This window comes from Streptomyces sp. NPDC054849 (assembly GCF_053610945.1).
Map to the genome: position 1 here is coordinate 48781 of NZ_JBSGZI010000004.1, position 23194 is coordinate 71974.

General features: G+C 72.4%; 20 protein-coding genes. 10 read left to right on the forward strand and 10 right to left on the reverse strand.

Going from position 1 to position 23194, the window contains the following annotated elements:
- Positions 1–176: 176 nt before the first annotated feature.
- The gene (locus ACWGIF_RS03185; protein WP_453490214.1) at positions 177–359 is read left to right on the forward strand and encodes a hypothetical protein; all 183 of its coding nucleotides are present in this window, start codon (positions 177–179) and stop codon (positions 357–359) included.
- Between the two features lie 120 nt (positions 360–479).
- Here ACWGIF_RS03185 and ACWGIF_RS03190 read toward each other — a convergent pair whose 3' ends face one another.
- The gene (locus tag ACWGIF_RS03190; RefSeq protein ID WP_453490217.1) at positions 480–1478 is read right to left on the reverse strand and encodes a polyprenyl synthetase family protein; all 999 of its coding nucleotides are present in this window, start codon (positions 1476–1478) and stop codon (positions 480–482) included.
- 259 nt (positions 1479–1737) lie between these two features.
- Positions 1738–2517: a hypothetical protein gene (locus tag ACWGIF_RS03195; protein ID WP_453490219.1), complete on the reverse strand. Its 780-nt coding sequence runs from the start codon at positions 2515–2517 to the stop codon at positions 1738–1740.
- Between the two features lie 135 nt (positions 2518–2652).
- On the opposite strand from ACWGIF_RS03195, the gene ACWGIF_RS03200 reads away from it, so the two are divergent.
- Positions 2653–3567, forward strand: coding sequence for an oxygenase MpaB family protein (locus ACWGIF_RS03200; protein WP_453490222.1), 915 nt, complete (start codon positions 2653–2655; stop codon positions 3565–3567).
- Between the two features lie 71 nt (positions 3568–3638).
- Here the strand turns inward: ACWGIF_RS03200 and ACWGIF_RS03205 are convergent, their stop codons facing one another.
- The gene (locus ACWGIF_RS03205; protein ID WP_453490225.1) at positions 3639–4238 is read right to left on the reverse strand and encodes a class I SAM-dependent methyltransferase; all 600 of its coding nucleotides are present in this window, start codon (positions 4236–4238) and stop codon (positions 3639–3641) included.
- A gap of 177 nt (positions 4239–4415) precedes the next feature.
- Here ACWGIF_RS03205 and ACWGIF_RS03210 point away from each other — a divergent pair, with 177 nt between their 5' ends.
- The 5 genes from ACWGIF_RS03210 (at position 4416) to ACWGIF_RS03230 (ending at position 9486) form a co-directional block, all read left to right on the forward strand.
- Positions 4416–5195, forward strand: coding sequence for an MHYT domain-containing protein (locus tag ACWGIF_RS03210; protein ID WP_453490471.1), 780 nt, complete (start codon positions 4416–4418; stop codon positions 5193–5195).
- A gap of 217 nt (positions 5196–5412) precedes the next feature.
- A complete protein-coding gene (locus ACWGIF_RS03215; RefSeq protein WP_453490228.1) occupies positions 5413–7995 on the forward strand; it encodes a sensor histidine kinase in 2583 nt (860 codons plus the stop codon).
- Positions 7995–8438: a roadblock/LC7 domain-containing protein gene (locus tag ACWGIF_RS03220; RefSeq protein WP_453490230.1), complete on the forward strand. Its 444-nt coding sequence runs from the start codon at positions 7995–7997 to the stop codon at positions 8436–8438. Before ACWGIF_RS03215 ends, ACWGIF_RS03220 begins: the two co-directional genes overlap by 1 nt.
- A gap of 17 nt (positions 8439–8455) precedes the next feature.
- Complete coding sequence (locus tag ACWGIF_RS03225; protein WP_453490233.1) at positions 8456–8836, forward strand: DUF742 domain-containing protein; 381 nt, start codon at positions 8456–8458, stop codon at positions 8834–8836.
- Positions 8836–9486, forward strand: coding sequence for a GTP-binding protein (locus tag ACWGIF_RS03230; protein WP_453490236.1), 651 nt, complete (start codon positions 8836–8838; stop codon positions 9484–9486). Before ACWGIF_RS03225 ends, ACWGIF_RS03230 begins: the two co-directional genes overlap by 1 nt.
- A 21-nt stretch (positions 9487–9507) precedes the next feature.
- Here ACWGIF_RS03230 and ACWGIF_RS03235 read toward each other — a convergent pair whose 3' ends face one another.
- Positions 9508–9945, reverse strand: coding sequence for a PPOX class F420-dependent oxidoreductase (locus ACWGIF_RS03235; RefSeq protein ID WP_453490239.1), 438 nt, complete (start codon positions 9943–9945; stop codon positions 9508–9510).
- 106 nt (positions 9946–10051) lie between these two features.
- On the opposite strand from ACWGIF_RS03235, the gene ACWGIF_RS03240 reads away from it, so the two are divergent.
- Together ACWGIF_RS03240 and ACWGIF_RS03245 are read left to right on the forward strand one after the other, a co-directional pair.
- Positions 10052–10450, forward strand: coding sequence for a roadblock/LC7 domain-containing protein (locus tag ACWGIF_RS03240; protein ID WP_453490241.1), 399 nt, complete (start codon positions 10052–10054; stop codon positions 10448–10450).
- Positions 10451–10642: 192 nt separating this feature from the next.
- A complete protein-coding gene (locus tag ACWGIF_RS03245) occupies positions 10643–11524 on the forward strand; it encodes a DUF6397 family protein (protein ID WP_453490244.1) in 882 nt (293 codons plus the stop codon).
- Here ACWGIF_RS03245 and ACWGIF_RS03250 read toward each other — a convergent pair.
- The 3 genes from ACWGIF_RS03250 to ACWGIF_RS03260 all read right to left on the reverse strand — a co-directional run bounded on the left by ACWGIF_RS03250 (position 11488) and on the right by ACWGIF_RS03260 (position 15423).
- Positions 11488–11889, reverse strand: coding sequence for a YchJ family protein (locus ACWGIF_RS03250; RefSeq protein WP_453490247.1), 402 nt, complete (start codon positions 11887–11889; stop codon positions 11488–11490). The genes ACWGIF_RS03245 and ACWGIF_RS03250 overlap by 37 nt on opposite strands.
- Before the next feature lie 8 nt (positions 11890–11897).
- Positions 11898–12821: an acyl-CoA thioesterase gene (locus ACWGIF_RS03255; protein ID WP_453490250.1), complete on the reverse strand. Its 924-nt coding sequence runs from the start codon at positions 12819–12821 to the stop codon at positions 11898–11900.
- A gap of 79 nt (positions 12822–12900) precedes the next feature.
- Positions 12901–15423 (reverse strand): DEAD/DEAH box helicase, encoded by a 2523-nt coding sequence (locus ACWGIF_RS03260; RefSeq protein WP_453490253.1) that lies wholly within the window; start codon positions 15421–15423, stop codon positions 12901–12903.
- A gap of 145 nt (positions 15424–15568) precedes the next feature.
- Between ACWGIF_RS03260 and ACWGIF_RS03265 the strand changes: the two genes are divergently transcribed.
- Positions 15569–16360: a metal-dependent hydrolase gene (locus ACWGIF_RS03265; protein WP_453490256.1), complete on the forward strand. Its 792-nt coding sequence runs from the start codon at positions 15569–15571 to the stop codon at positions 16358–16360.
- Between the two features lie 81 nt (positions 16361–16441).
- Here the strand turns inward: ACWGIF_RS03265 and ACWGIF_RS03270 are convergent, their stop codons facing one another.
- The 3 genes from ACWGIF_RS03270 to ACWGIF_RS03280 form a co-directional block, all read right to left on the reverse strand.
- Positions 16442–18223, reverse strand: a complete 1782-nt coding sequence (locus ACWGIF_RS03270) for an ABC transporter ATP-binding protein (RefSeq protein WP_453490259.1) — start codon at positions 18221–18223, stop codon at positions 16442–16444.
- Positions 18220–20061, reverse strand: a complete 1842-nt coding sequence (locus ACWGIF_RS03275) for an ABC transporter ATP-binding protein (RefSeq protein WP_453490262.1) — start codon at positions 20059–20061, stop codon at positions 18220–18222. Before ACWGIF_RS03275 ends, ACWGIF_RS03270 begins: the two co-directional genes overlap by 4 nt.
- Positions 20062–20220: 159 nt before the next feature.
- Positions 20221–23157 (reverse strand): FAD-binding and (Fe-S)-binding domain-containing protein, encoded by a 2937-nt coding sequence (locus ACWGIF_RS03280; RefSeq protein WP_453490265.1) that lies wholly within the window; start codon positions 23155–23157, stop codon positions 20221–20223.
- Positions 23158–23194 lie beyond the last annotated feature (37 nt).

Below are 23194 nucleotides of genomic sequence, written 5' to 3' on the forward strand. Positions count from 1 at the left end.
AACTTGACTACCGGGTACGAGGCGGCCGAGCGTACCCCATCGAAGGTGCCCGGCGCGGGGACCTGGCCGTGCCCTGGACTTCGCAGACCGTTCGGGTGTCGGGGAACGCTGGGTCGCGGCGGCACGTTGACGGGGTAGTGGTCGTAGTGGTCTATGACAGAAGGAGGTGTCCGCAGATGTCCACGAGCGGAAAGGTCGCGGTTGCCGGAGTCGTGGCAGCCATCGTGTTGTTCTGGACGGTGGGGTTCTGGGCGGGGCTGTTGGTCCTGATCGGTGTGCCGGCCGCTGCCTATTTCCTGCTGGATTCCTCCCAGCGGCGCCGTCTGCGGGGCATGTCCAGGAAGCAGATCGGCCGCTGACGGCGACGGTGGCCGGCTCGCAGTCGCCGGCGGGATGGCCGGGCTCCGGCTCATGGGCGGAGCCCGGCAGGCATGGCCGCGGGGCGGGTGTCTCGTGAAGGCCGCGCCCGGCGGGCCGGGTCAGGCGGCGCCGCTCACGGCGGCCGGGGCGCGTTCCGCTTCGAGCAGCATCTGGGACGCGTGGTCCACGAGCCGGCGGAGGACCGGCGAGTAGGTCTCGTCACCGCCGAGTTCGTCCAGGATGCGGTACGCCTCGGCGCGGAAGCCGTCGATCTCCGCCCGGTACCGGTCAAGGGCGTCGGGAGTGCGGAGAAGCCCCGCGAGTTCCGCTCTCGCCTGATCGGAGCGCCCGGCGGCGGCGCACAGGCTCAGGATGTGGTCCCGGAGCCCGGGAGAGGCGTCCTCGACGACGGAGGCGAGGAGATAGGTCACCGTGCCGTTGAGCAGGTCCTCGTGGCGACCGGACAGGATGTCCTCCTGGTCGTTGAAGATCTGCCACAGGATGCCGAAGACGTAGCCGAATTCACGCCACAGCTCCACCTTCGCGCCCGTTGTCCCGGAGAACATCGCGGCCATTGCCGTGATCATTCCGAAGGGTGCACCGGACTTGCCGCGGTACGTCTCGATCACCGATTTCCGCGAGGCGCTTGCGATGTCCCCGCGCATGTCGTCTATCTGCCCGTCGGCGCCGATGATCCAGCCGTTCAGGAACTCGGTTATCAGCGCACTGCGTACCGAATCCGGAAGATCCTGCGCCAGGATGATCTGAACGGGGAGAGCGCTTCCGGTGATGACGGATGCGAGCAGCGCTTCGTTCTCGGTGAGTTCGCCGGAGATGGACGCGCCATTGGCGTCGGCCAGGTCGTCGAGATAGCAGGCTGACGTCCACCACAGCAGGTGGACGGCCGACAGGGGAACGGCCGGCCCGGGGCGGCCCGTCTCGATGGCGTGCGTGAGCAGCGGCAGGACCGACAGGGGATGTCTCAGTTTGCGGTGCTCCAAGAGCTTGGCCACGGTGCTCCTGGTCGTGCCTGCCAGTGGGCCGAGCCGCTCGAGGGCGGTTTCGATCTCCGTATCGATGTCCTGCGCGACTTCCCGGTGCAGGTCCAGGTACGACATGGAATTCAAGAGTGGCCTCCGTCGTGGAATGAGCTCAAGGAGTAGGGTGTGCACACCCTTTGAGCCGGTGACTGGCCGATTCGATCATTCCGGAGGAAGGGGATCCAGAGCGATTTCCGGCCCCCCTGGCCGATTGCTTTCGATTATGCGTGGCCGGTACCGGCGGTACCCGAAATCCGGGCACCCCGAACCGCTCCCCGGCGCCTCGCGCTGCTCCCCGACACCCCGAACGGCTCCCGGCGCCTCGCGCCGCTCCTCCTCAGGCCGGGCGGACCGCGACGCGGTCGAGCGCCGCCAGCAGCTGGGGCAGGTCGGGATCCCCGTCGTGGGGAACCGGCAGCACCTCGCCCGGCTCCTCGTCCAGCAGCACGAAGGCCGCCTCGCCGGTACGGGCCACCAGAGACCAGCCCGGCCCGTCCACCCGCAGCGTCCGGGCGCCCTCGCCGGCGAAGGAGGACCGGACGCGGCCGGGCGGCGGCGGGGTGCGCGTGTACGCCGTGGCCTCCTCCCGGGCGCGTGCGAGCCCGGGATGCGCGGCGGCCGCCGCGCCGCCGTCCGTGGCCACGCGCTCGCGCCAGTCGCTCCACTCCCGCGCGATCTGGTCCGCGCCCATCCGCCGCTGCACCGGACCCCACGCCTCCGCCGACGGCGGCGCCAGCGGCACCCGCCCCGTGCCGTCCGCGCCCTGCTCCGGATCGTGCGGGTGCGGGATCCCCGGCGCGGCCACCGACAACTCCAGTGGCCAGCCCGCCAGCGAGACGACGATCGTCCGCTCGTCGGGGGACAAGTCGTACTCCATCCCGCAGTCCCATGAGGCGATGGCCGTGGCCACGAGCGAGACGTCGTCCACCACGACCGTCCAGCGCGCGCCCTCCTCGTCCTGGCCGAGCACCAGCCCGTACCCGTCCCCGTTCGGCGCCACGCCCAGCAGGGAGCAGGCCTCGGGGAAGTCGTCGCCCAGGATGCTGGGGAACTGCGCGGGGGTCAGCAGCACGGCGGTCAGCACGTACAGCGAGCCGCCACCCTCGTCGTCGGACACCTGGCCTCCTGGTAGCTCTCTCGTCGGCGCACCTTAACCAGCGGGTAACCCGCCCGTCGAGGGCTTGCGGGCCACGATTTCCAAGGCCGCCACCTGCACGTAGAGTTGGGGACCCGCCACAGAAAGGGACACCCGGTGCAGCGTTACGACCGGCTGAGGGAGATCCTCCGTCTCGACCCCGACAAGGACTTCCTCGCCATCTACCGGCTCACCGCCACCTACGAGTTCCCCTGGGACTTCACCCGCGCCCTGGAACTCGCCCTGTTCCGGACCTACGCCGTCCCGAGCATCGGTGGCCTGCTGGCCGAGACGGCCGAGTTCACCGACCGGACACAGAAGCGCTACGACGACACCGCACTGCTCCTCGACGCGGTCGTCGAGCACGGCTTCGAGAGCGACACCGCACGCACCGCGATCCGCCGCGTCAACCAGATGCACCGCAGCTACGACATCTCAAACGAGGACATGCGGTACGTCCTGTGCACTTTCGTGGTGATTCCGGCGCGCTGGCTGGACGCCTACGGCTGGCGTCCGCTGACCCACCACGAACGCCGGGCCTGCGCGAACTACTACGCCACCCTCGGCCGGCACATGGGCATCACGGACATCCCGGGCTCCTACGAGGAGTTCGAAGCCACCCTGAACGCCTACGAAGAGGCCCACTTCGGCTGGGACGTAGGCTCCCGCAAGGTCGCCGACTCCACCCTGGACCTCATGGCCTCGTGGTACCCGGCGCCGCTCGCCCCGGCCGTGCGCGGCGCGAGCCTCGCCCTGCTCGACGAGCCGCTGCTGGGCGCCTTCCGGTACGCGCCCCCGCGGCCCGGGGTGCGGCGGCTGGTCCGGGGCGCCCTGCGGCTGCGCGGCCGCGCGGTGCGGCTGCTGCCTCCGCGCCGGGCTCCGCACTACGCCCGCCAGAACCCGGAGATCAAGAGCTACCCCGGCGGCTACGACGTGGGTGAGCTCGGCACGTTCCCGGTGCCCGGCGCGGGCGGCTGCCCCGTCCCGCATCCCCGCCGGCCCGCCGGAGCCGAGGCCCAGCCCCCGACGTGATCCCGGCCGCGGATCCCGGCCGCGGATTCCGGGCGCGGATCCCGGGCGCGGGGCCGGCGTAGGGGCGTATGTCAGGGGCGGCGTACGGCCAGGACCAGGAAGCGCTCGTCCTCGTCGGCGTACGAGGTCATGTCCCAGCCCGAACCGGTCAGCAGCGGGCCGAGGTTGTGCTCGGCCCGCATGTCCCCCGGCGTCAGCTCGCGGCCGTGGCGCGCGGCGAGAGCCGCTCGCCCGATCGGGTGAAAGAGTGCGAGCCGGCCGCCGGGGCGGACCACCCGGGCGAGTTCGCGCAGGTTCGCCGCCGGGTCGGGCAGGTGGGCGATGAGCCCGGCGGCGAACACCGCGTCCAGTGCCTGGTCGCGCAGCGGCAGCCGGGCCACGTCGGCGAGCAGCAGGGCGCCCTCGGCCGCCCGCCCGGTCCGCTGTGCGACGGCCAGCATCTGCGGGGTGAGGTCGGCGCCGAGCACGATGCCCGCGGGCCCGACGGCGGCCCGCAGCGCGGTGAGGGCGCGCCCGGTGCCGCAGCCCGCGTCGAGCACGCGGTCGCCGGGCCGCAGGCCGAACTCGGCCACGGCGGTGGCGAAGGCGGGCCTGTCGCCGGGGAACTTGCCGTCCCAGTCGGCGGCGCGCGACCCGAAGAACTCCTGCACGTGTGTGTGGTCTTCGCTCATGTGCCCATGATCCCTCACCGGTACACGTACGTGGGTCTGCGGACCGTGTGCAAGGTGCCACGTGGTGTGATCGAACATGAACGTAGCTCTGTCATATTCCAGCAGTTCCAGCTGCTTTCGAAATGCGCCCCCTGTTCGCGCTCTCACCCGGACTAGCGTCCGGTGGCCATGGGACACCTGGGACATCTGGACCACGCCGCCTACGGGTGGCTGACACCTGCGCTGTCATACGTGATGGCATCGATCGGCGCCGCCCTCGGGCTGCGCTGCACCGTCCGCGCGCTCGCCGCCACCGGAGCCTCCCGCCGCAACTGGCTCCTCACCGGGGCCTCCGCCATCGGCACCGGCATCTGGACCATGCACTTCGTCGCGATGCTCGGTTTCGAGGTGACGGGCACCGAGATCCACTACAACGTGCCGCTCACCATCCTCAGTCTGCTCGTCGCCATGCTGGTCGTGGGCGCCGGAGTCTTCGCCGTGGGCTACGGCAAGGACCGTCGGCGGTCCCTCGTACTGGGCGGCCTCACCACCGGACTCGGTGTCGCCAGCATGCACTACCTGGGCATGGCGGCCCTGCGACTGCACGGTGACGTCTCCTACGACCCGCTCACCGTGGGACTCTCCGTCGGCATCGCCGTGGTCGCGGCCACCGCGGCCCTGTGGGCCGCGCTCAACATCAAGTCACCGGTGGCCGTCGCCGTCGCCTCGCTCGTCATGGGCGCCGCGGTCAGCAGCATGCACTACACCGGGATGATGGCCGTCGCCGTCAGCGTCAGCCCCTCGGACACCGCCCTGCCCGGCGCCACGGCCATGCAGTTCATCTTCCCCCTCGCCGTCGGGCTGGGCTCCTACCTGTTCATCACCGCCGCCTTCGTCGCGCTCTCCCCGACAGCCGACGAGCGCGCCGCTTCCGCTTCCGCTCAGCATTTGGGGGAGCACGCCGTGGCCGCCGGCTGAGCGGGCCGGTCGCGCGGCACCGCACCGCCGCGCACCGCACGGACCCGCTGCCCGACATTCAGCGCCGTCATCCAGCGTCGGCATCACAGGGCACGACCGCCCAGGGCACGACCGCCCAGGGCACGACCGCCGGCCCACGACCGCCCAGGGCACGACGGGCCCCAGACCTCCCTCCGCACGACCGCACCCATAGGCACCGCCCCGGAACGAGGAGCCCATGCGAACACCCCGCAGAAAACCGGAAGCAGCGGCGCCGCGGCTGCCCGCGCCCCCGGCACGCGGCCGCCGGGCCCACGCCGGGCCGCCGGCCGAGGAACCGGCGGCGACGGAGTCCCACCCGTCCCACCCGCGTCTCCCGGGCGCCCCGCGCAAGCCCGGCCCCCGGCTGCGGCTGCGCCCCGCCACCGTCCGCGCGAAGATCGTCTCGCTGCTGATGGTCCCGGTCGTCTCCCTCCTCGCCCTCTGGGCCTTCGCGACCGTCAACACCGCCCAGGACATGGCCCGGATCAGTCGCATCCAGCAGGCCGACGCCGAGATACGCACCCCCGTCGCCGCCGCCGTCACCGAGCTCCAGGCCGAGCGGCGCGCCGCCGTCCGGCTCCTGGCCGACCCCGCCGCCGACCCGGGAGCCCTGGACCAACAGGCCCGCCGCACCGACACCGCCGTCCGGCGGCTGCGGATGGGCGAGCGCCACACCGTCGCCGACTCCGGCGACTACCGCTCGGACATCGTGGTCCGCCTCGGGGCGTTCGTCGCCGCCGCCGAAGCCCTGGGCTCGGCCCGCAAGGACATCACCGACCGCCGTGCCACCCCCGAGGCGGCCTACGCGATCTACAACCGCGTGGTCGACTCCGCCTTCGCCGTCGGCGGCGCCCTCACCGGCGGGGGGAACGCCGAACTCGGCCCCGACGCCCGCGTCCTGCTCGAATTCGCCCGCGCCGGGGAACTGCTGTCCCGCGAGGACGCGCTGTTCGCCGCACCGGGCCCGCGCAGCGCCGAAACGCTTCGGCAGCTGACCGGCGGCATCGAGTCCCGCCGTGCGCTGACCGACACCGCCGCCCGCGATCTCCCCGCCGCACAGCAGGCCGCCTGGCAGTCCGTCGCCAAGAGCGCCGCCTACGCCGACCTCACCGGTGCCGAGGACCGGGCGCTGGCCGCGGGCACCTCCAAGGACAGCCGCGGGGCGCCCGCCGGATGGGAGGCCGCCCACACCGGCATCGCCGCCTCGATGCGCGAGATAGAGGAGGCCGCGCACGCCGCGGCCGCCGAGCGGGCCGATCCGGTGCGCGAAGGGGCGCTCGGCCCGGCCGGAGTGGCCGTACTGCTGGGCCTGGCAGCCGTTGCAGCCTCACTCGTCATCTCCGTGCGGATCGGCCGCGCGCTGGTCGTGGAACTCGTCTCGCTGCGCAACACCGCCCTGGAGATCGCCCACCGCAAACTCCCGCACGCGATGGAACGGCTGCGGGCGGGCGAGGACATCGACGTCACCTCCGAGACCCCGCCCGGGCCGCCGGCCGACGACGAGATCACCCAGGTCGGGGAGGCGCTCGGCACCGTCCACCGGGCCGCGCTCAGCGCCGCCGTCGAACGCGCGGAACTCGCCAACGGCGTCTCCGGGGTCTTCGTCAACCTCGCCCGCCGCAGCCAGGTCCTCGTACACAAGCAGCTCACCCTGCTCGACTCGATGGAGCGGCGCGCCGACGACCCGAACGAGCTCGGCGACCTCTTCCGCCTCGACCACCTCACAACCCGGATGCGCCGGCACGCGGAAAGCCTGATCATCCTGTCGGGCGCCGCACCCGGCCGGGCCTGGCGGATGCCGGTCCCCCTCACGAACGTCGTACGGGCGGCCGTCTCGGAGATCGAGGACTACCCCCGTATCGAGGTCCGCCAGCTCGCCGAGGCCGCCGTGGTCGGCGGCGCCGTCGCCGACCTCACCCACCTGCTCGCCGAACTCATCGAGAACGGGGCGCAGTTCTCCCCGCCGCACACCAAGGTCCGGGTCAGCGGCGAACCCGTCGGGGCCGGCTATGTCCTGGAGATCGAGGACCGCGGACTCGGCATGGGCCGGGAATCCCTGGGCGACGCCAACCGGCGCATCGAGCAGTCCGAGGCGCTCGACCTCTTCGACAGCGACCGGCTCGGGCTCTTCGTGGTCAGCCGCCTCGCGGCCCGCCACGGCGTGAAGGTGCACCTGCGCACCTCGCCCTACGGCGGTACCACCGCGGTGGTGCTTCTGCCGAACTCCATCCTCCAGGGCGCCCTCACAGCCGGCGGCCCCGGCCCCGGCCACGACACGGGCCCCGCCACCGACCGGGCGCGCGCCACGGAGCCCCCGGCCGCGGACTCCGCCCCGGCCCCCGCTCCGAGGCGGGCCGCGCGGGTGGACCAGCCGCCCGCGATGACCGTCGTACGGGAGGACGCGCACACCCCGCCGGTACGGGAGACCCCGCGCGGCATCCCGGCACCGGCCATGACCCCCGCCCCCGAGGAGCCGCGCCCCGCCCCGGTGGCGGCGCTGCGCCCCCGCGCCCCCGGCGGTACGGCCGCCCGAAACCAGCCGGCCGCACCCCCCGCCGCCTCGGTGACGGAACTGCCGCGCCGGGTGCGCCAGGCCAGCCTCGTCCCGCAGCTGCGCGAGGCCCCCGCCCCGAAGCCCCCGGCCGGCTCCCGCCTCCCCGAGGAGCTGTCCGGCCGCAGCCCGGAGCAGGCCAGGGACCGGATGGCGGCCTACCGGGCCGGCTGGGTTCGCGGGGCCCGCGAGAACTCCCCTCATGCAGGCAGCGAAGGAGAAGTGTGATGATCGAACACCCGAGGATCGGCCTCGACGGCGTCCGCAGGTCCGGCGAACTGGACTGGCTCCTCGACGACCTGGTCCTCCGGGTCCGCGAGGTCCGCCATGCCGTCGTCCTCTCCAACGACGGCCTGGCGGTCGGGGCTTCCAGCGCGCTCAGCCGGGAGGACGCCGAACACCTGGCGGCGGTCGCCTCCGGCTTCCACAGCCTGGCCAAGGGCGCAGGCCGGCATTTCCACGCCGGGGGAGTGCGCCAGACGATGGTCGAGATGGACGAGGGTTTCCTCCTCGTCGCGGCCGCCGGAGACGGCTCCTGCCTGGCCGTGCTCAGCGCCGCCAGTGCCGACATCGGCCTGATCGCCTACGAGATGGCCCGGCTGGTGAAGCGCGTCGGCGAGCACCTCTACACCCCGCCCCGGTTCGCGGCGCGTCCGCCGGCCGCCGGCTGAAGGCGGCGGTCCGGCACATGAACGGCCAGTGGTACGACGCCGAGGCGGGCCCGCTCGTCCGTCCGTACGCGATGACCGGCGGGCGTACGAAGCCGGGACCCCACGGGGTCCGCTTCGACCTGATCGCGCTGGTCGCGGTGGACCCGCAGGGCGCGGACGAGGCGGCCGAGTCGCTGCTCGGCCCCGAACACCGGGCGCTGCTCGGGCTCTGCCGGTCCGAGACCCAGTCGGTGGCGGAACTCGCCGCCGACGCCGACCTGCCCGTAGGGGTGGTGCGGGTGCTCCTCGGGGACCTGCTGGAGGGCGGGCACGTCAAGGTCAGCCGGCCGGTACCCCCCGCCCAACTGCCGGACGAGCGGATTCTGCGTGAAGTCATCGAGGGATTGCGAGCGCTGTGATGGGACTGCACGACGATGGACCGGCACCGGACGCGGATCCCGGTGCGGGGGAGGACGCCGACCTGGCCGCCCTCGCGCTGAAGATCCTCGTGGCGGGCGGCTTCGGGGTGGGGAAGACCACGCTGGTGGGCGCGGTGAGCGAGATCCGGCCGCTGCGCACGGAGGAGCTGCTCAGCGAGGCGGGTGAACTGGTCGACGACACGGGCGGCGTGGACCAGAAGACGACCACGACCGTGGCCATGGACTTCGGGCGGATCACCATCAGGTCCGGGCTGTCCCTGTATCTGTTCGGCACTCCGGGGCAGGACCGGTTCTGGTTCATGTGGGACGAGCTGTCGCAGGGGGCGCTCGGCGCGGTGGTGCTCGCCGACACTCGGCGGCTGGAGGACTGCTTCCCGGCGGTCGACTACTTCGAGCACCGGCGCATTCCGTTCGTGGTGGCCGTCAACTGCTTCTCGGACGCTCGGCGTTACGGGGCGCACGACGTGTCGCGGGCGCTGGACCTGGATCAGGGGACGCCGGTGGTGCTGTGTGACGCGCGGGACAGGGACTCGGGGAAGGAAGTGCTCATCAGGCTGGTCGAGTACGCCGGACGGGTGCACACCGCCCGGCTGCTGGACTCGGTGGAGCCGCAGGCGGATTCCGTGTGAACCGGCCCGCCCGGGAGGCGGTCAGTCCGCCACGGCCGCGATCGCGATCACGTTGTCGATCAGGACCCGGACGAGGAGTTCGCCCGGGACGGCATTGCGGCGGCCGAAGGCCTCTGCGCGCTCCTCGCCCATGTAGCGGGCGCCGATCCGGGTCGCCCAGGTGAGCAACTCGTCCGCGGTGTCGGCGTACTCGCCGATCTCGGCGCGGCCCTGCAGCACGACGTAGGAGAACGGCGGCCGGTCGTCGTCCACGCAGAGCGCGACCCGGCCGTCACGGGCGATGTTGCGCGCCTTGACCGTGTCCTTGCCGGTGGTGAACACGAAGGAATCGCCGTCGAGCACGAACCAGACGGGAGCGATGTGCGGGCTTCCGTCCTTGCGGACGGTGGAGAGCTTTACGGTGCGGGTGGAATGGGAGGCGAATGCACGCCATTCCTCTTGAGTCATCTTCTTCGCCATGGGGACATCCTCCTTGCCGGAAAGGAGCTGGTGGGGAAGGCTTGCGGCACGAGTACGCGGGGTGGGGCGCGGCCGTTCGGGCCGCGTCGAGGGGGAGGGGCTGGGAATGGCACTGGACAAGCAACTGGACTGGCTGCTGGACGACCTGACGCGCAGGGTCCAGCGGGTGCGGTACGCGGTCGTGCTGTCCAACGACGGCCTGGTGACGGGGGCGAGCGCGGGACTGGCGCGGGAGGACGCCGAGCACCTGGCGGCCGTAGCCGCCGGTCTGCAGAGTCTGGCGAAGGGGTCGGGACGGCACTTTCGGGCCGGTGAGGTCCGGCAGACGATGGTCGAGTACGACGAGGGGGTGCTCTTCGTCATGGCGGCGGGCGCGGGCAGCTGCCTGTGCGTGCTGAGCGCCGCCGAGGCGGACGTCGGCCAGGTCGCGTACGAGATGACGCTGCTGGTCAACCGGGTGGGCGAGCACCTGGGTGTCGCGGAGCGGCGCATCACCGGCGGCTGAGTCCGGCTGAGTCCGGCTGAGTCCGGCTGGGTCCGGCTGGGTCCGGCTGGGCAGGGGCGCCGGGTCGGGGTGCGGGGAGGTGGCGCGGGCCCGGCTGGCCGCTCCGGACAGTTGTCCACAGGCCTCGCGCACTGTCGTCGCACTCGGTTACGGTCTTCACGCAGAGTAATCACTGCTGGTGGGGAGGCCGTAATGATGCAGATGGGGACCGCGCTGCGGGACGACGTGGCCGTGAGCCGGGACGACGTGGCCGCGAGTGTCGAGGCGGTCGCGGCCGCGGCCGTCGGAACCGGCGGTGAAGGCGCCGCCGTGGACGAGCTGGTGGGCGGCGTGCGGGCCGCCGGGGAACTGCGCCTGAGCCGAGCCGAGTTCGCCAGGGCGGTCCAGCTGGGGATCGTCCGGGCCGGGCCGCCGGCGGCCGGTGGGGCCGCGCGGTACGCACGGGCCGAGCTGGACCGGGTCAGGTCGGCCGACAGCCCGCCGGGTGCCCTGCGCGAGCGGGTCGAGGCGGTGGCCGGCGCACAGGCCGCCGCCGAGGTGCTGGGGATCGGCCCGAGCCGCTTCACCCGGCTCGCCCGATGCGGGCACGTCATCCCGGTCGGCTACCGGATCAACCGGTACCGGGCCGTGGTCTGGCTCTACCTGGCCGCGGAGCTCAGGGGGTTCGCCGCTCGGGAGCCGGGGATGCTGCGCGGGATCGCATCCCCTGAAGACCGGGAGCTGATGGCGGCCGGGGCGGATCTGCGCCCGCGCAAGTGGCGCGGGCGGCATGTGGGGCTCCTGCTGAGACAGACCGCCGACCCCTGGGAGCGCGCCGCCGTACTGGCCTCCGTACTCCCCGAGGAAGAGGTGCGGGACGCCGTGCCCGACCCGGGGGACCGGATCGTGCTGGCGGCGCTCGCCCCACCCCCGCCGTACGGGCATCCGCAGGTTCCGGCGGCCGCGGCGGTGGCGCTCGGCCTGCTGAAGGCCGGGCCGCCGGAGGAGGTCCAGTGGTACCGCACCAGCCTGGACTTCGCCCTGGCGGGGGCGCGGGGTCAGTCGAAGTCGACGGGGGAGAGGGGTCCGACGTAGACCCATGCCCCGCCCTCGCGGGCGAAGCTGCTGTGCTCGTGCAGCGAGCCGGTGCGCCGGCCCTCGCGGTAGTGGGCGCGGAACTCCACCGAGCCCTCCGTCTCGAACATCCCGCCGCGCTCGGTGGCCAGGATCTCCAGCCGCTCCCAGCGCTGCCCGGGATCCAGGTCCAGATGGGCCGGACGGGTCGAGGGATGCCAGGAGCGCAGCAGGTAGGCGGTGTCGCCGACGGCGAAGGCGCTGAACCGGGAGCGCATCAGCCGTTCGGCGGTGGGTGCCTGCTGAGTGCCGGAGTGGAAGCGGCCGCAGCACTCCGGGTAGACGGCGGGCAGCCCGCAGGGGCAGGGGCGGGCGGGAGTGGGCATGGGCGTGCTCAGTTCTTCGGGGCGGGCTCGGACTGCCCGGCCGGCCGGGCCGACCCGGACGGCTTGGGGGCGTACGGACGGAAGAGGCCCTCCTGGACCACGGAGACCAGCATCCTGCCCTCCACGTCGTAGATGCGGCCCCGGGCCAGGCCCCGGCCGCCGTGCGCGATGGGCGACTCCTGGTCGTACAGGAACCACTCGTCCGCTCGGAAGGGCCGGTGGAACCACATGGCGTGGTCCAGCGAGGCCATGTCGAATCCGCGCATCCCCCACAGCGGTTCCACGGGGATGCGCACGGCGTCGAGGAGGGTCATGTCACTGGCGTAGGTGAGGGCGCAGGTGTGCACGAGCGGGTCGTCGCCCAGCGGGCCGACCGCGCGCATCCACACCGCGCTGCGGGGATCGGCGCCCTTGAGCTCCTCGGGAGTCCAGCGGAGCCGGTTCACGTACCGGATGTCGAAGGGCTGGCGGCGGGCCATCCGCTCCAGCGCCTCGGGCAGCGCCCCCAGGTGCTCCCGGATCTCGTCCGCCACCTTGGGGAGCGTCTCCGGGTGGGGGTAGTGGTGAGGAGGCAGCTGGTGCTCGATGCCGCCCTCCTCCGGATGGTGGAAGGAGGCGGTGAGATTGAAGATCGTCTTGCCCTGCTGGACCGCGGTGACCCGTCGCGTGGTGAAGGACCGCCCGTCGCGCACCCGCTCCACCTGGTACACGATCGGTACCCCGGGGATGCCGGGGCGCAGGAAGTACGCGTGGAGCGAGTGGACCGGTCGGTCGCTCTCGACGGTGCGGCCCGCGGCCACCAGCGCCTGGCCGGCGACCTGCCCGCCGAAGACGCGCTGGAGGGACTCCTGCGGGCTGGCGCCGCGGAAGATGTTGACCTCGATCTGCTCCAGATCGAGCAGGTCGACCAGTCTCTCGGCGGGGTTCGTCATCAGAGGATCTCCACTGTCAGGTCCGGTCGGGGCCGGCGGGAAACAGGAGTCTGCGGTTCGTGCGGGATACGGCGGACGGTCAGAGCGCTCCGAGCTCACCGACCGAGGTGACCCGGATGACCGCCCGGGCCTCCTCGTCGGAGGCCGCAAGGTCGACCTCGGCGCTGATGCCCCAGCCATGGTCCCCGCTGGGGTCGGCGAAGGTCTGGCGGACGCGCCACAGGCCGTGCGCCGGGTCCTCCTCGATCTGCAGCAGCTTCGGGCCGCGCGCGTCGGGGCCGGTGCCCAGGTCGTCGTACTCGTCCCAGTACCCGTCCATGGCCTCGCCCCAGGCGTCGGCGTCCCAGCCGGACTCGGCGTCGAGCTCGCCCAGCACGTTGACGTGGTCGAGGGCGGCCAGCTCCACCCGGCGGAACATGGCGTTGCGGACCAGGACGCGGAAGGCGCGCGAGTTCGCGGTGACCGGCTTGACCTGGTCGGCCTTCTCCTGGGCCTGCTCCGCCGTCTCCACCTCCGGGTTCGCCAGCTGCTCCCACTCGTCCAGCAGGCTGGAGTCGACCTGTCGGACCAGTTCGCCGAGCCAGGCGATCAGGTCCTGGAGGTCCTCGGACTTGAGGTCGTCGGGGATGGTGTGGTCGAGCGCCTTGAACGCGCTCGCCAGGTAGCGCAGGACGATGCCCTCGGTGCGGGCCAGCTCGTAGAAGGAGGTGAACTCGGTGAAGGTCATCGCGCGTTCGTACATGTCGCGGATGATCGACTTCGGGGAGACGGGGTGGTCGCGCACCCACGGGTGGCTCTTGGCGTAGACGTCGTAGGCGTGGAAGAGCAGTTCCTCCAGCGGCTTGGGATAGGTGACGTCCTGGAGCCGCTCCATCCGCTCCTCGTACTCGATCCCGTCGGCCTTCATCTGGCCGACCGTGATGCCGCGTTCCTTGTTCTGCTGGGCGGCCAGGATCTGACGCGGGTCGTCCAGCGTGGACTCCACGACGGAGACCATGTCCAGGGCGTAGGAGGGGGACTCCGGGTCCAGCAGGTCGAAGGAGGCCAGCGCGAAGGTGGACAGCGGCTGGTTGAGCGCGAAGTCCTGCTGCAGGTCGACGGTGAGCCGGATGGTGCGGCCCTCCGCGTCCGGGGTGTCGAGCTTCTCGACGACACCGCCATCCAGCAGCGAGCGGTAGATCGCGATGGCCCGGCGGATGTGCCGCAGCTGGGCCTTGCGGGGCTCGTGGTTGTCCTCGAGGAGGTGGCGCATCGCCTGGAAGGCATCGCCCGGCCGGGCGATGACCGACAACAGCATGATGTTGGTGACCTTGAAGCGCGAGGTCAGCGCCTCCGGGTCGGCGGCGATGAGCTTCTCGAAGGTGGTGTCCGACCAGGCGACGAAGCCCTCGGGAGCCTTCTTGCGCACCACCTTGCGGCGCTTCTTCGGGTCGTCGCCCGCCTTCGCGAGCGCCTTCTCGTTCTCGATGACGTGCTCGGGCGCCTGGGCGACCACATAGCCCGCCGTGTCGAAGCCGGCCCGGCCGGCACGGCCGGCGATCTGGTGGAACTCACGGGCGCGCAGCGTGCGGACCCGGTTGCCGTCGTACTTGGTGAGCGCGGTGAACAGCACCGTGCGGATCGGGACGTTCACGCCGACGCCGAGGGTGTCGGTCCCGCAGATGACCTTCAGCAGGCCCGCCTGGGCGAGCTTCTCGACCAGGCGCCGGTACTTGGGGAGCATGCCGGCGTGGTGCACGCCGATGCCGTGCCGGACGTAGCGGGAGAGGTTCTGGCCGAATTTGGTGGTGAAGCGGAAGTTGCCGATGAGATCGGCGATCTTGTCCTTCTCCTCGCGGGTGCACATGTTGATGCTCATGAGCGACTGCGCCCGCTCGACCGCCTGGGCCTGGGTGAAGTGGACGATGTAGACGGGGGCCTGCCGGGTCTCCAGCAGCTCCGTGATCGTGTCGGTGATCGGTGTGGTGACGTACTCGTAGGACAGGGGGACGGGCCGGGTCGCGGAGCGGACCACCGTGGTGGGCCGGCCGGTGCGCCGGGTCAGGTCCTCCTCGAACCGCTTCATGTCGCCGAGGGTCGCGGACATCAGGACGAACTGTGCCTGCGGCAGCTCCAGCAGCGGAATCTGCCAGGCCCAGCCGCGGTCCGGCTCGGCATAGAAGTGGAACTCGTCCATCACGACCTGGCCGATGTCGGCGTGCTTGCCGTCGCGCAGGGCGATGGAGGCCAGCACCTCGGCGGTGCAGCAGATCACCGGGGCGTCCGCGTTCACGGAGGCGTCGCCGGTCAGCATGCCGACGTTCTCCGTGCCGAAGAGTTTGCACAGGTCGAAGAACTTCTCCGACACCAGCGCCTTGATCGGGGCGGTGTAGAAGGTGACCTTGTCCTGGGCCAGGGCGGTGAAGTGCGCGCCGGCCGCGACCAGGCTCTTGCCGGAGCCGGTCGGGGTGGAGAGGATCACGTTCGCCCCGGAGACGACCTCGATCAACGCCTCCTCCTGAGCCGGGTACAGGGTGATGCCCTGGTCCTCCGCCCACGAGGAGAAAGCCTCGAAGAGGGCATCGGGGTCGGCGTTCGGCGGGAGCTGATCAATGAGGGTCACACCCCCCATCTTGCCTGGCTTCCCCCCGGATCAGGGAACCGGCGGACGGAACGAAGATCACCGCCGGTACGCTGTGCCGTCGATGAGGCCCGAACGAAACAGTCGGCAGGGCCCGAGCACACACCACCGGGGCGGGGAAACGACCATGATGGGTCCGGCGCACTCATTGTCAGGGGCGGCGGCGTGGCTGGGGGTGGGAGCGGCGACCGCGGCCGCCGGTCACCCCATGCCCTGGCCGGTCCTCGTCGTCGGCGCGCTGATCTGCGCCGGGGCGGCCCTCGCCCCCGACCTCGACCACAAGTCGGCGACGATCTCGCGCGCATTCGGCCCGCTCTCCCGAGGCCTGTGCGAGGTGGTCGACAAGATCTCCTATGCCGTCTACAAGGCCACCCGCTCCAAGAAGGACGCGCGCCGCACCGGCGGCCACCGCACGCTGACGCACACCTGGCTCTGGGCGGTCCTGATCGGCGGCGGCGCCTCGGTGCTCGCCGTGAGCACCGACCGCTGGGGCGTCCTCGCGCTGCTCTTCGTACACCTGGTGCTGGCGGTCGAAGGCCTGCTGTGGCGCGCGGCCCGGATGTCCAGCGACGTCCTGGTCTGGCTGCTCGGCGCCACCAGCGCCTGGATCCTTGCGGGCGTACTCGACCAGCCCGGCAACGGAGCGAACTGGCTGTTCACCGGACCGGGCCAGGAGTACCTCTGGCTCGGTCTGCCGATCGTGCTCGGTGCCCTGGTCCACGACATCGGCGACTCGCTGACCGTGTCCGGCTGCCCGGTCCTGTGGCCCATCCCGATTGCAGGGAAGCGCTGGTATCCGGTCGGCCCGCCGAAGCCGATCCGCTTCCGGGCCGGCAGCTGGGTGGAGCTCAAGGTCCTGATGCCGGTGTTCGTCCTGCTGGGCGGCTTCGGCGGGGCGTCGGCCCTCGGGTTCATCTAGGCCCTGGATCCGGCGAGGGGCCGGAGGGACGCTGCGAGGCGGGTCGGACCGTTGGGTCCGGACCCGCCCCGCAGCGCGTGGTCACCCGTGCCAGGACCGCCACAGCGCCGCGTACGCCCCGTCGGCCGCGACCAGCTCGTCGTGCGAGCCCAGTTCGCTGATCCGGCCGCCCTCGACCACCGCGATCACGTCCGCGTCGTGCGCGGTGTGCAGCCGGTGGGCGATGGCGATGACCGTACGGCCGTCCAGCACCCGGGCCAGCGAGCGCTCCAAGTGCCGTGCCGCCCGCGGATCCAGCAGCGAGGTCGCCTCGTCCAGCACCAGCGTGTGCGGGTCCGCCAGCACCAGCCGGGCCAGCGCGATCTGCTGCGCCTGCGCCGGGGTCAGCGACGTGCTGCCGGAGCCGACCTCGGTGTCCAGACCGGCCTCCAGGGCCCGCGCCCAGCCGTCCGCGTCCACCGCGCCCAGCGCGGCCCACAGCTCCGCGTCCCCGGCGCCCGTCCGCGCGAGGCGGAGGTTGTCGCGCAGGGAGCCGACGAACACGTGGTGTTCCTGGTTGACCAGTGCCACGTGCTCGCGCACCCGCTCCGCCGGCATCCGCGACAGCTGCGCCCCGCCGAGGGTGACCTCGCCGGTCCGGGGTGCGTAGATGCCCGCGAGCAGCCGTCCCAGGGTGGACTTGCCTGCGCCCGAGGGCCCGACGAGCGCCATCCGGGTGCCGGGCGGCACGGACATCGACACCTTGTGCAGGACGTCCACCCCCTCCCGGTAGCCGAAGTGGACCTCCTGCGCCCTGACGTCCCGGCCCTCGGGAGCCACCTTCGCGTCCCCCGCGTCCGGTTCGATCTCCCGGACGCCGACCAGGCGGCCCAGCGAGACCTGGGCGACCTGCAGTTCGTCGTACCAGCGCAGGATCAGACCGATCGGGTCGACCAGCATCTGCGCCAGTAGTGCGCCCGTGGTCAGCTGCCCCACCGACATCCAACCCCGCAGCACGCAGTATCCGCCGATCATCAGCACGGAGCCGAGGATCGTCACGAAGGTGACGTTGATGACCGGGAAGAGGACCGTCCGCAGGAACAACGTGTAGCGCTCCCACGCGACCCACTGCGTGATCCGCCGCTCCGACAGGGCGATCCGGTCCGGCCCGAGGCGGTGCGCCTCGACCGTGCGGCCCGCGTCCACCGTCTCGGTGAGCACGGCCGAGACCGCCGCATAGCCGGCCGCCTCCGAGCGGTACGCCGACGGCGCGCGCCGGAAGTACCAGCGGCAGCCGATCACCAGCACCGGCAGCGCCACCAGCGCGGCCAGCGCGAGCGGCGGCGCGGTCACCGCGAGCGCCCCGAAGAGCAGCCCCGCCCACACCACTCCGATGGCCAGCTGCGGTACGGCCTCACGCATGGCGTTGGCCAGCCGGTCGATGTCGGTGGTGATCCGGGACAGCAGGTCACCGGTACCGGCCCGCTCCAGGACACCGGGCGGCAGCCCCACCGACCGCACCAGGAAGTCCTCGCGCAGATCGGCCAGCATCTCCTCGCCCAGCATCGCCCCGCGCAGCCGGACCAGCCGGACGAAGAACGTCTGGACGGCGAGCGCCAGCGCGAACAGCAGCGCCACGCGCCCCAGATGGAGTTCGCGCACCCCCGCCGCGAGATCGTCCACGATCCGGCCCAACAGGTACGGACCGGCCATGGAGGCGATCACCGCGACCGCGTTGACGCTCACCAGCACCACGAAGGCCCGCCGGTGGCGCCGGAACAGGCCGCGCACGTAGCCCCGTACGGTCGCCGACGTGCCCACGGGCAGGGTCGCGGCCGACTCGGGGGCCGCCGGATCGTATTCCGGTGGCGCCACGCCGATCATGCGGATTCCTCGATCTCTGTGAGTGCTTCTTCCAGCTCTGTCATCTCGAGCCCGGCGAGCCGCTGCTCCTCGTCCGTCTCGCGGGTGACGACCGCCCGGTAACGCGGCTCACGCTGCAACAGCTCGCGATGCGTGCCGATCGCCGCGACCGCGCCCGCGTCGATGAGCACGACCCGGTCCGCGCGGTCCAGCAGCAGCGGCGAGGACGCCAGGACCACCGTGGTGCGTCCGGCGCGCAGAGCCGCCACACCGTCCGCGATCCGCGCCTCGGTGTGCGAGTCGACCGCGGAGGTCGGCTCGTCGAGCACCAGCACCTCCGGGTCGGTGACCAGGGACCGCGCGAGAGCGAGACGCTGGCGCTGCCCGCCCGACAGGGACCGGCCGCGCTCGGTGATCCGCGCGTCCATGGGGTCGTCGACACCCTCCGGCGCCGACTGCAGCAGCGCGTCCAGGACGTCCGCGCACTGGGCCGCCCCCAGAGCTGCCGCGGCCTCGACCGCGCCGGAGGCCGGTACGTCGAACAGCTCGCGCAGGGTTCCCGACAGCAGCACCGGGTCCTTGTCCTGGACGAGGACCAGCGTGCGCGCGGTGTCCAGCGCGAGCTCGTCCAGCGCGACCCCGCCGAGGAGCACCGACGGCCCGCCGGGCTCCGCATCGCCGCCCTCGTCCATGGGATGGCCGCCCAGACGTTCCGCGAGGCGGCCCGCCAGGTCCGGGTCGCCGCACACGACGGCGGTGAGCCGGCCCGCGGGGGCCAGCAGCCCGGTCTGCGGGTCGTACAGGTCCCCTCCCGCGGCCGGTGCCTGCACCGTCTCGGCGTGCGCGGGCTGCTCGGGGGCGTCCGTCCGGGTCAGCGACAGCACCCGGGCGGCGCGCTTGGCGGAGGGGCGAGAGAAGGAGTACGCCATGGCGATCTCCTCGAAGTGCCGCAGCGGGTAGAGCAGTGTCGCCACCGCGCTGAACGCCGCGACGAGTTCACCCACGGCGATCCGCCCGTCCACGACGAGCGTGGCGCCGTACCAGATCACCGTGATCAGCAGCGCACCCGGGAGCAGCACCTGGATCGCGGAGATCAGCGCCCACATCCGGGCACTGCGCACGGCGGCCTTGCGGACCTCCTGGGAGGCCTCGCGGTAGCGGCCGAGGAACAACTCCTCGCCCCCGATGCCGCGCAGGACGCGCAGACCGGCGACGGTGTCGGAGGCCAGCTCGGTGGCCTTGCCCGCCTTCTCCCGCTGGATGTCGGCGCGGCGGGTGGCGCGCGGCAGCAGCGGCAGTGAGGCCAGGGCGATCAGCGGCACGCCGATAGCGACGACCACGCCGAGCTCCGGCGCGTAGAACAGCAGCCCGACGCAGACGAGGACGATGGCGAAGACGGCCGCGAGGAAGCGAGAGACCGCCTCGACGAACCAGCCGATCTTCTCCACGTCGCCGGTGGACACCGCCACGACCTCACCCGCGGCGACCCGTCGGGTCAGGGCCGAGCCCAGTTCGGCGGTCTTGCGTGCGAGCAGCTGCTGCACGCGCGCGGCGGCGGTGATCCAGTTGGTGACGGCCGTGCGGTGGAGCATGGCGTCCCCGACCGAGATGGCGACGCCGATCAGGACGAGCAGCGCGCCGACGAGCAGCAGCCGGTCCGGGGCGCGTTCGACGACCGCGTCGACGCCCAGGCCCACGGTGTACGGCAGCCCGGCGATCCCGGAGAAGTGCAGCATCCCCCAGCCCAGGCTCTTGAGCTGTCCACCGAGTTGACCACGCCCCAGCCACAGGAGGAAGCGGGGCCCGGAACGAGCGTCGGGTTCCCCCGGATCCGGATACGGAAGATCGCTGATCTGCATGACGCCCCATGACTGGTCGAGTGGTTCAAACCGTGCAAGGTTCGCCTTCCGGACCCGACCCGGGCAATCGATTTTCCGTCGGCCGAAGCCTGCGGCGAAGAGGCTTACGGCCCCGGACGGCGGCTCGGCGCCTGGTCACAGGGCCGCGCACACCGGCGCTCACGGGCGACTGGCGTGCTCCAGTTCGATCAGAGCGGAACAGTAGCTTCGCCCGGTGGCCCGTTCCATGCCCAGCTCGCACATCCGGTTCGCCGACACGTGTGCGTCGAAGTCCCGCGCGGTCACCTCCGCCGCCTCGCGCCCCGTAGCCGAGGCCGCCAGCTCCGGATGCAGCATGCCGCGGTCACCCGCGAAGGCGCAGCAGCCCGCGTCGTCCGGGACCAGCACTTCCTCCGCGCATGCCGCGGCGACCGCGCGCAGCTGCGCCTCGTCGCCCAAGTGCCGCATCGAGCAGGTGGGGTGGAGCACGGCCGAGCCCACCGTGCGCCGGATCTCCAGATGCGGCAGCAGCTCTTCCGCGGCCCACACGATCGAGTCGACGATCCGCAGCTGCACGTGCAGTGCCCGGTTCTCCTCCGTCAGATACGGGATCACCTCGTGCGCGAGGCCCAGGGTGCAGGACGAGGCGTCGACGACCAGCGGCAGCTGTCCGCCGGCCGTCCAGCCCCAGGCCGCCTCGACGATCCGGTTGGCCATGACCCGGTTCCCCGCCTCGTAGCCCTTGGAGTGCCAGATCGTCGCGCAGCAGGTGCCGCGCACATCCCCGGGGATCCAGACCGGCTTCCCGGCCCGCTCCGACACGGCCACGACGGCCTCCGGCAGGGAGGGACCCGGCCGGTCCCGCGGTCCGCCGAAGATCCGGTTGACGCAGGCCGGGTAGTAGACGGCCGCGGCGCCCACCCGCCGCGTCGCGGGCATGCTGCGCGCGGCGGCGCCGGGCATCCGAGGCAGCCACTGCGGGACCAGGTCCGGTCGTACGGCCTTGCGCGCGGCGCCCGTCACGGCCGTGAGGAACCCGTCACCGATCCGATGAGTGATCTTGTCGGCGGCGGCCACGGCCAGCCGGGCCGCGGCCTCGACGGTTGCGAACCGCCGCGCGGCCAGCGCTGCGGCGGCCTCCTCGCGCGGGCTGTGCCGACGGTGGCGGAAGTCCTTCATCAGCGCCCCGGTGTCGATGCCGACCGGGCAGGCGAGCCTGCAGGTCGAATCGCCCGCGCAGGTGTCCACCGCGTCGTAGCCGTAGGCGTCCAGCAGCCCGTCCAGCACGGGGGAGCCGGGCGGCTGGCGCATCATCTCCCGGCGCAGCACGATCCGCTGGCGGGGAGTGGTCGTAAGATCCTGGCTGGGGCAGGTCGGTTCGCAGAAGCCGCACTCGATGCAGGGGTCCGCCACTGCTTCCACCTGCGGGATCGTCTTCAGGCCGCGCAGGTGGGCCCGCGGGTCGCGGTCGAGGAGGATGCGCGGGGCGAGGACGCCGGCCGGGTCGACGACCCGCTTGGTGCGCCACATCAGCTCGGTGGCCCTGGGCCCCCACTCCAGTTCCAGGAAGGGGGCCATGTTGCGGCCGGTGGAGTGCTCGGCCTTCAGCGAGCCGTCGAACCGTTCCACGGTGAGTCGGCAGAAGGCTTCCATGAAGGCGCCGTACCGCGCGACGTCGGAGGGGTCGGCGGCGTCGAAGGCGAGCAGGAAGTGCAGGTTGCCGTGGGCCGCGTGACCGGCGACGGCCGCGTCGAAGCCGTGCTCCGCCTGGAGTTCGAGGAGCGCCTCGCAGGCCTCGGCCAGCCGGGACGGCGGCACCGCGAAATCCTCGGTGATCAGGGTCGTGCCGCAGGCGCGGGCCCCGCCGACGGCGGTGACGAAGGCCTTGCGGGCCTTCCAGTAGCCGCCCACGGTCTTCGGGTCGCTGGTGAACGCATTGGTGACCGAGGCCACCGGCGAGACCAGGCCGAGCCCGGCGAGGGCCTGCGCCGCCCGGCGTGCGCAGGCGTCCCGGCCGGCCGCGTCCGGTGCACGGAACTCCACGAGCAGGGCGGTGGTCTCCCTGGGCAGGTCCGCCCAGTCGGCCGGAACCCCCTCGACGCTGACCGAGGCGCGCAGGGTGTTGCCGTCCATCAGCTCGACGGCGAGGGCGCCCGCCTCCGTGAAGCGCGGCACGGCGGCCGCCGCGGCGGGCAGCGAGGGGAAGAACAGCAGGGCGGAGCAGACCTCGCGGTCCAGGGGGAGGGTGTCGAAGACGGTCTCGGCGATGAAGCCGAGCGTGCCCTCCGATCCGACCATGAGGCCCCGCAGGATCTCGACGGGCGTGTTGCCGTCCAGGTAGGCGTCGAGGCGGTAGCCGGTGGTGTTCTTGATCTCGTACTTGGCGCGGATCCGGGCGACCAGCCCGGGATCGGCCTCGATCTCCTTCTTGATCTCCATCAGCCCCTGGCACAGGGCCGGTTCGGCGCGCGCGAGCTCCTCGTCGGCCAGCGGGTCGGCCGTGTCCACGACGGTGCCGCCGGGCAGGACGAAGGTGAGGGAGGAGAGTGTGCGGTAGGAGTTCCTCGTGGTGCCGGCCGTCATGCCGGACGCGTTGTTGGCGACGACCCCGCCGAGGGTGCAGGCGATGGCGCTGGCGGGGTCGGGGCCGAGAATCCGGCCGTGGCGGGCCAGGGCGGCGTTGGCCCGCATGACGGTGGTGCCCGGCCGGATCCGGGCCCGCCGGCCCTCCTCCAGCACCTCGATCCCGGCCCAGTGGCGGCGCACGTCGACCAGGACGTCCTCGCCCTGGGCCTGGCCGTTGAGCGAGGTCCCGGCGGCGCGGAAGACCACCTCGCGCCGGCGGCCGTGGGCGTACGACAGCACCGCGGAGACGTCGTCGAGGTCCTCCGCGATCACCACAACCTGCGGCACGAAGCGGTAGGGGGAGGCGTCGGAGGCGTAACGGACCAGGTCGGAGACCTTCCACAGCACCTTCCCGGCGCCCAGGAGCTCGGTCAGCTCGGTGCGCAGCGGCTCCGGGGTGCCGGCGGCCCGGTGCCGGGGGACCCGGTCGGGGGAGGGGCCGCGGAGGCTGTGGGGACGCAGGGCCCCCGGCTTCGGTTCGAGCAGCGGCATGTGCGACCCCTCGCCTCATCGCGGCCCACGAGTGGCC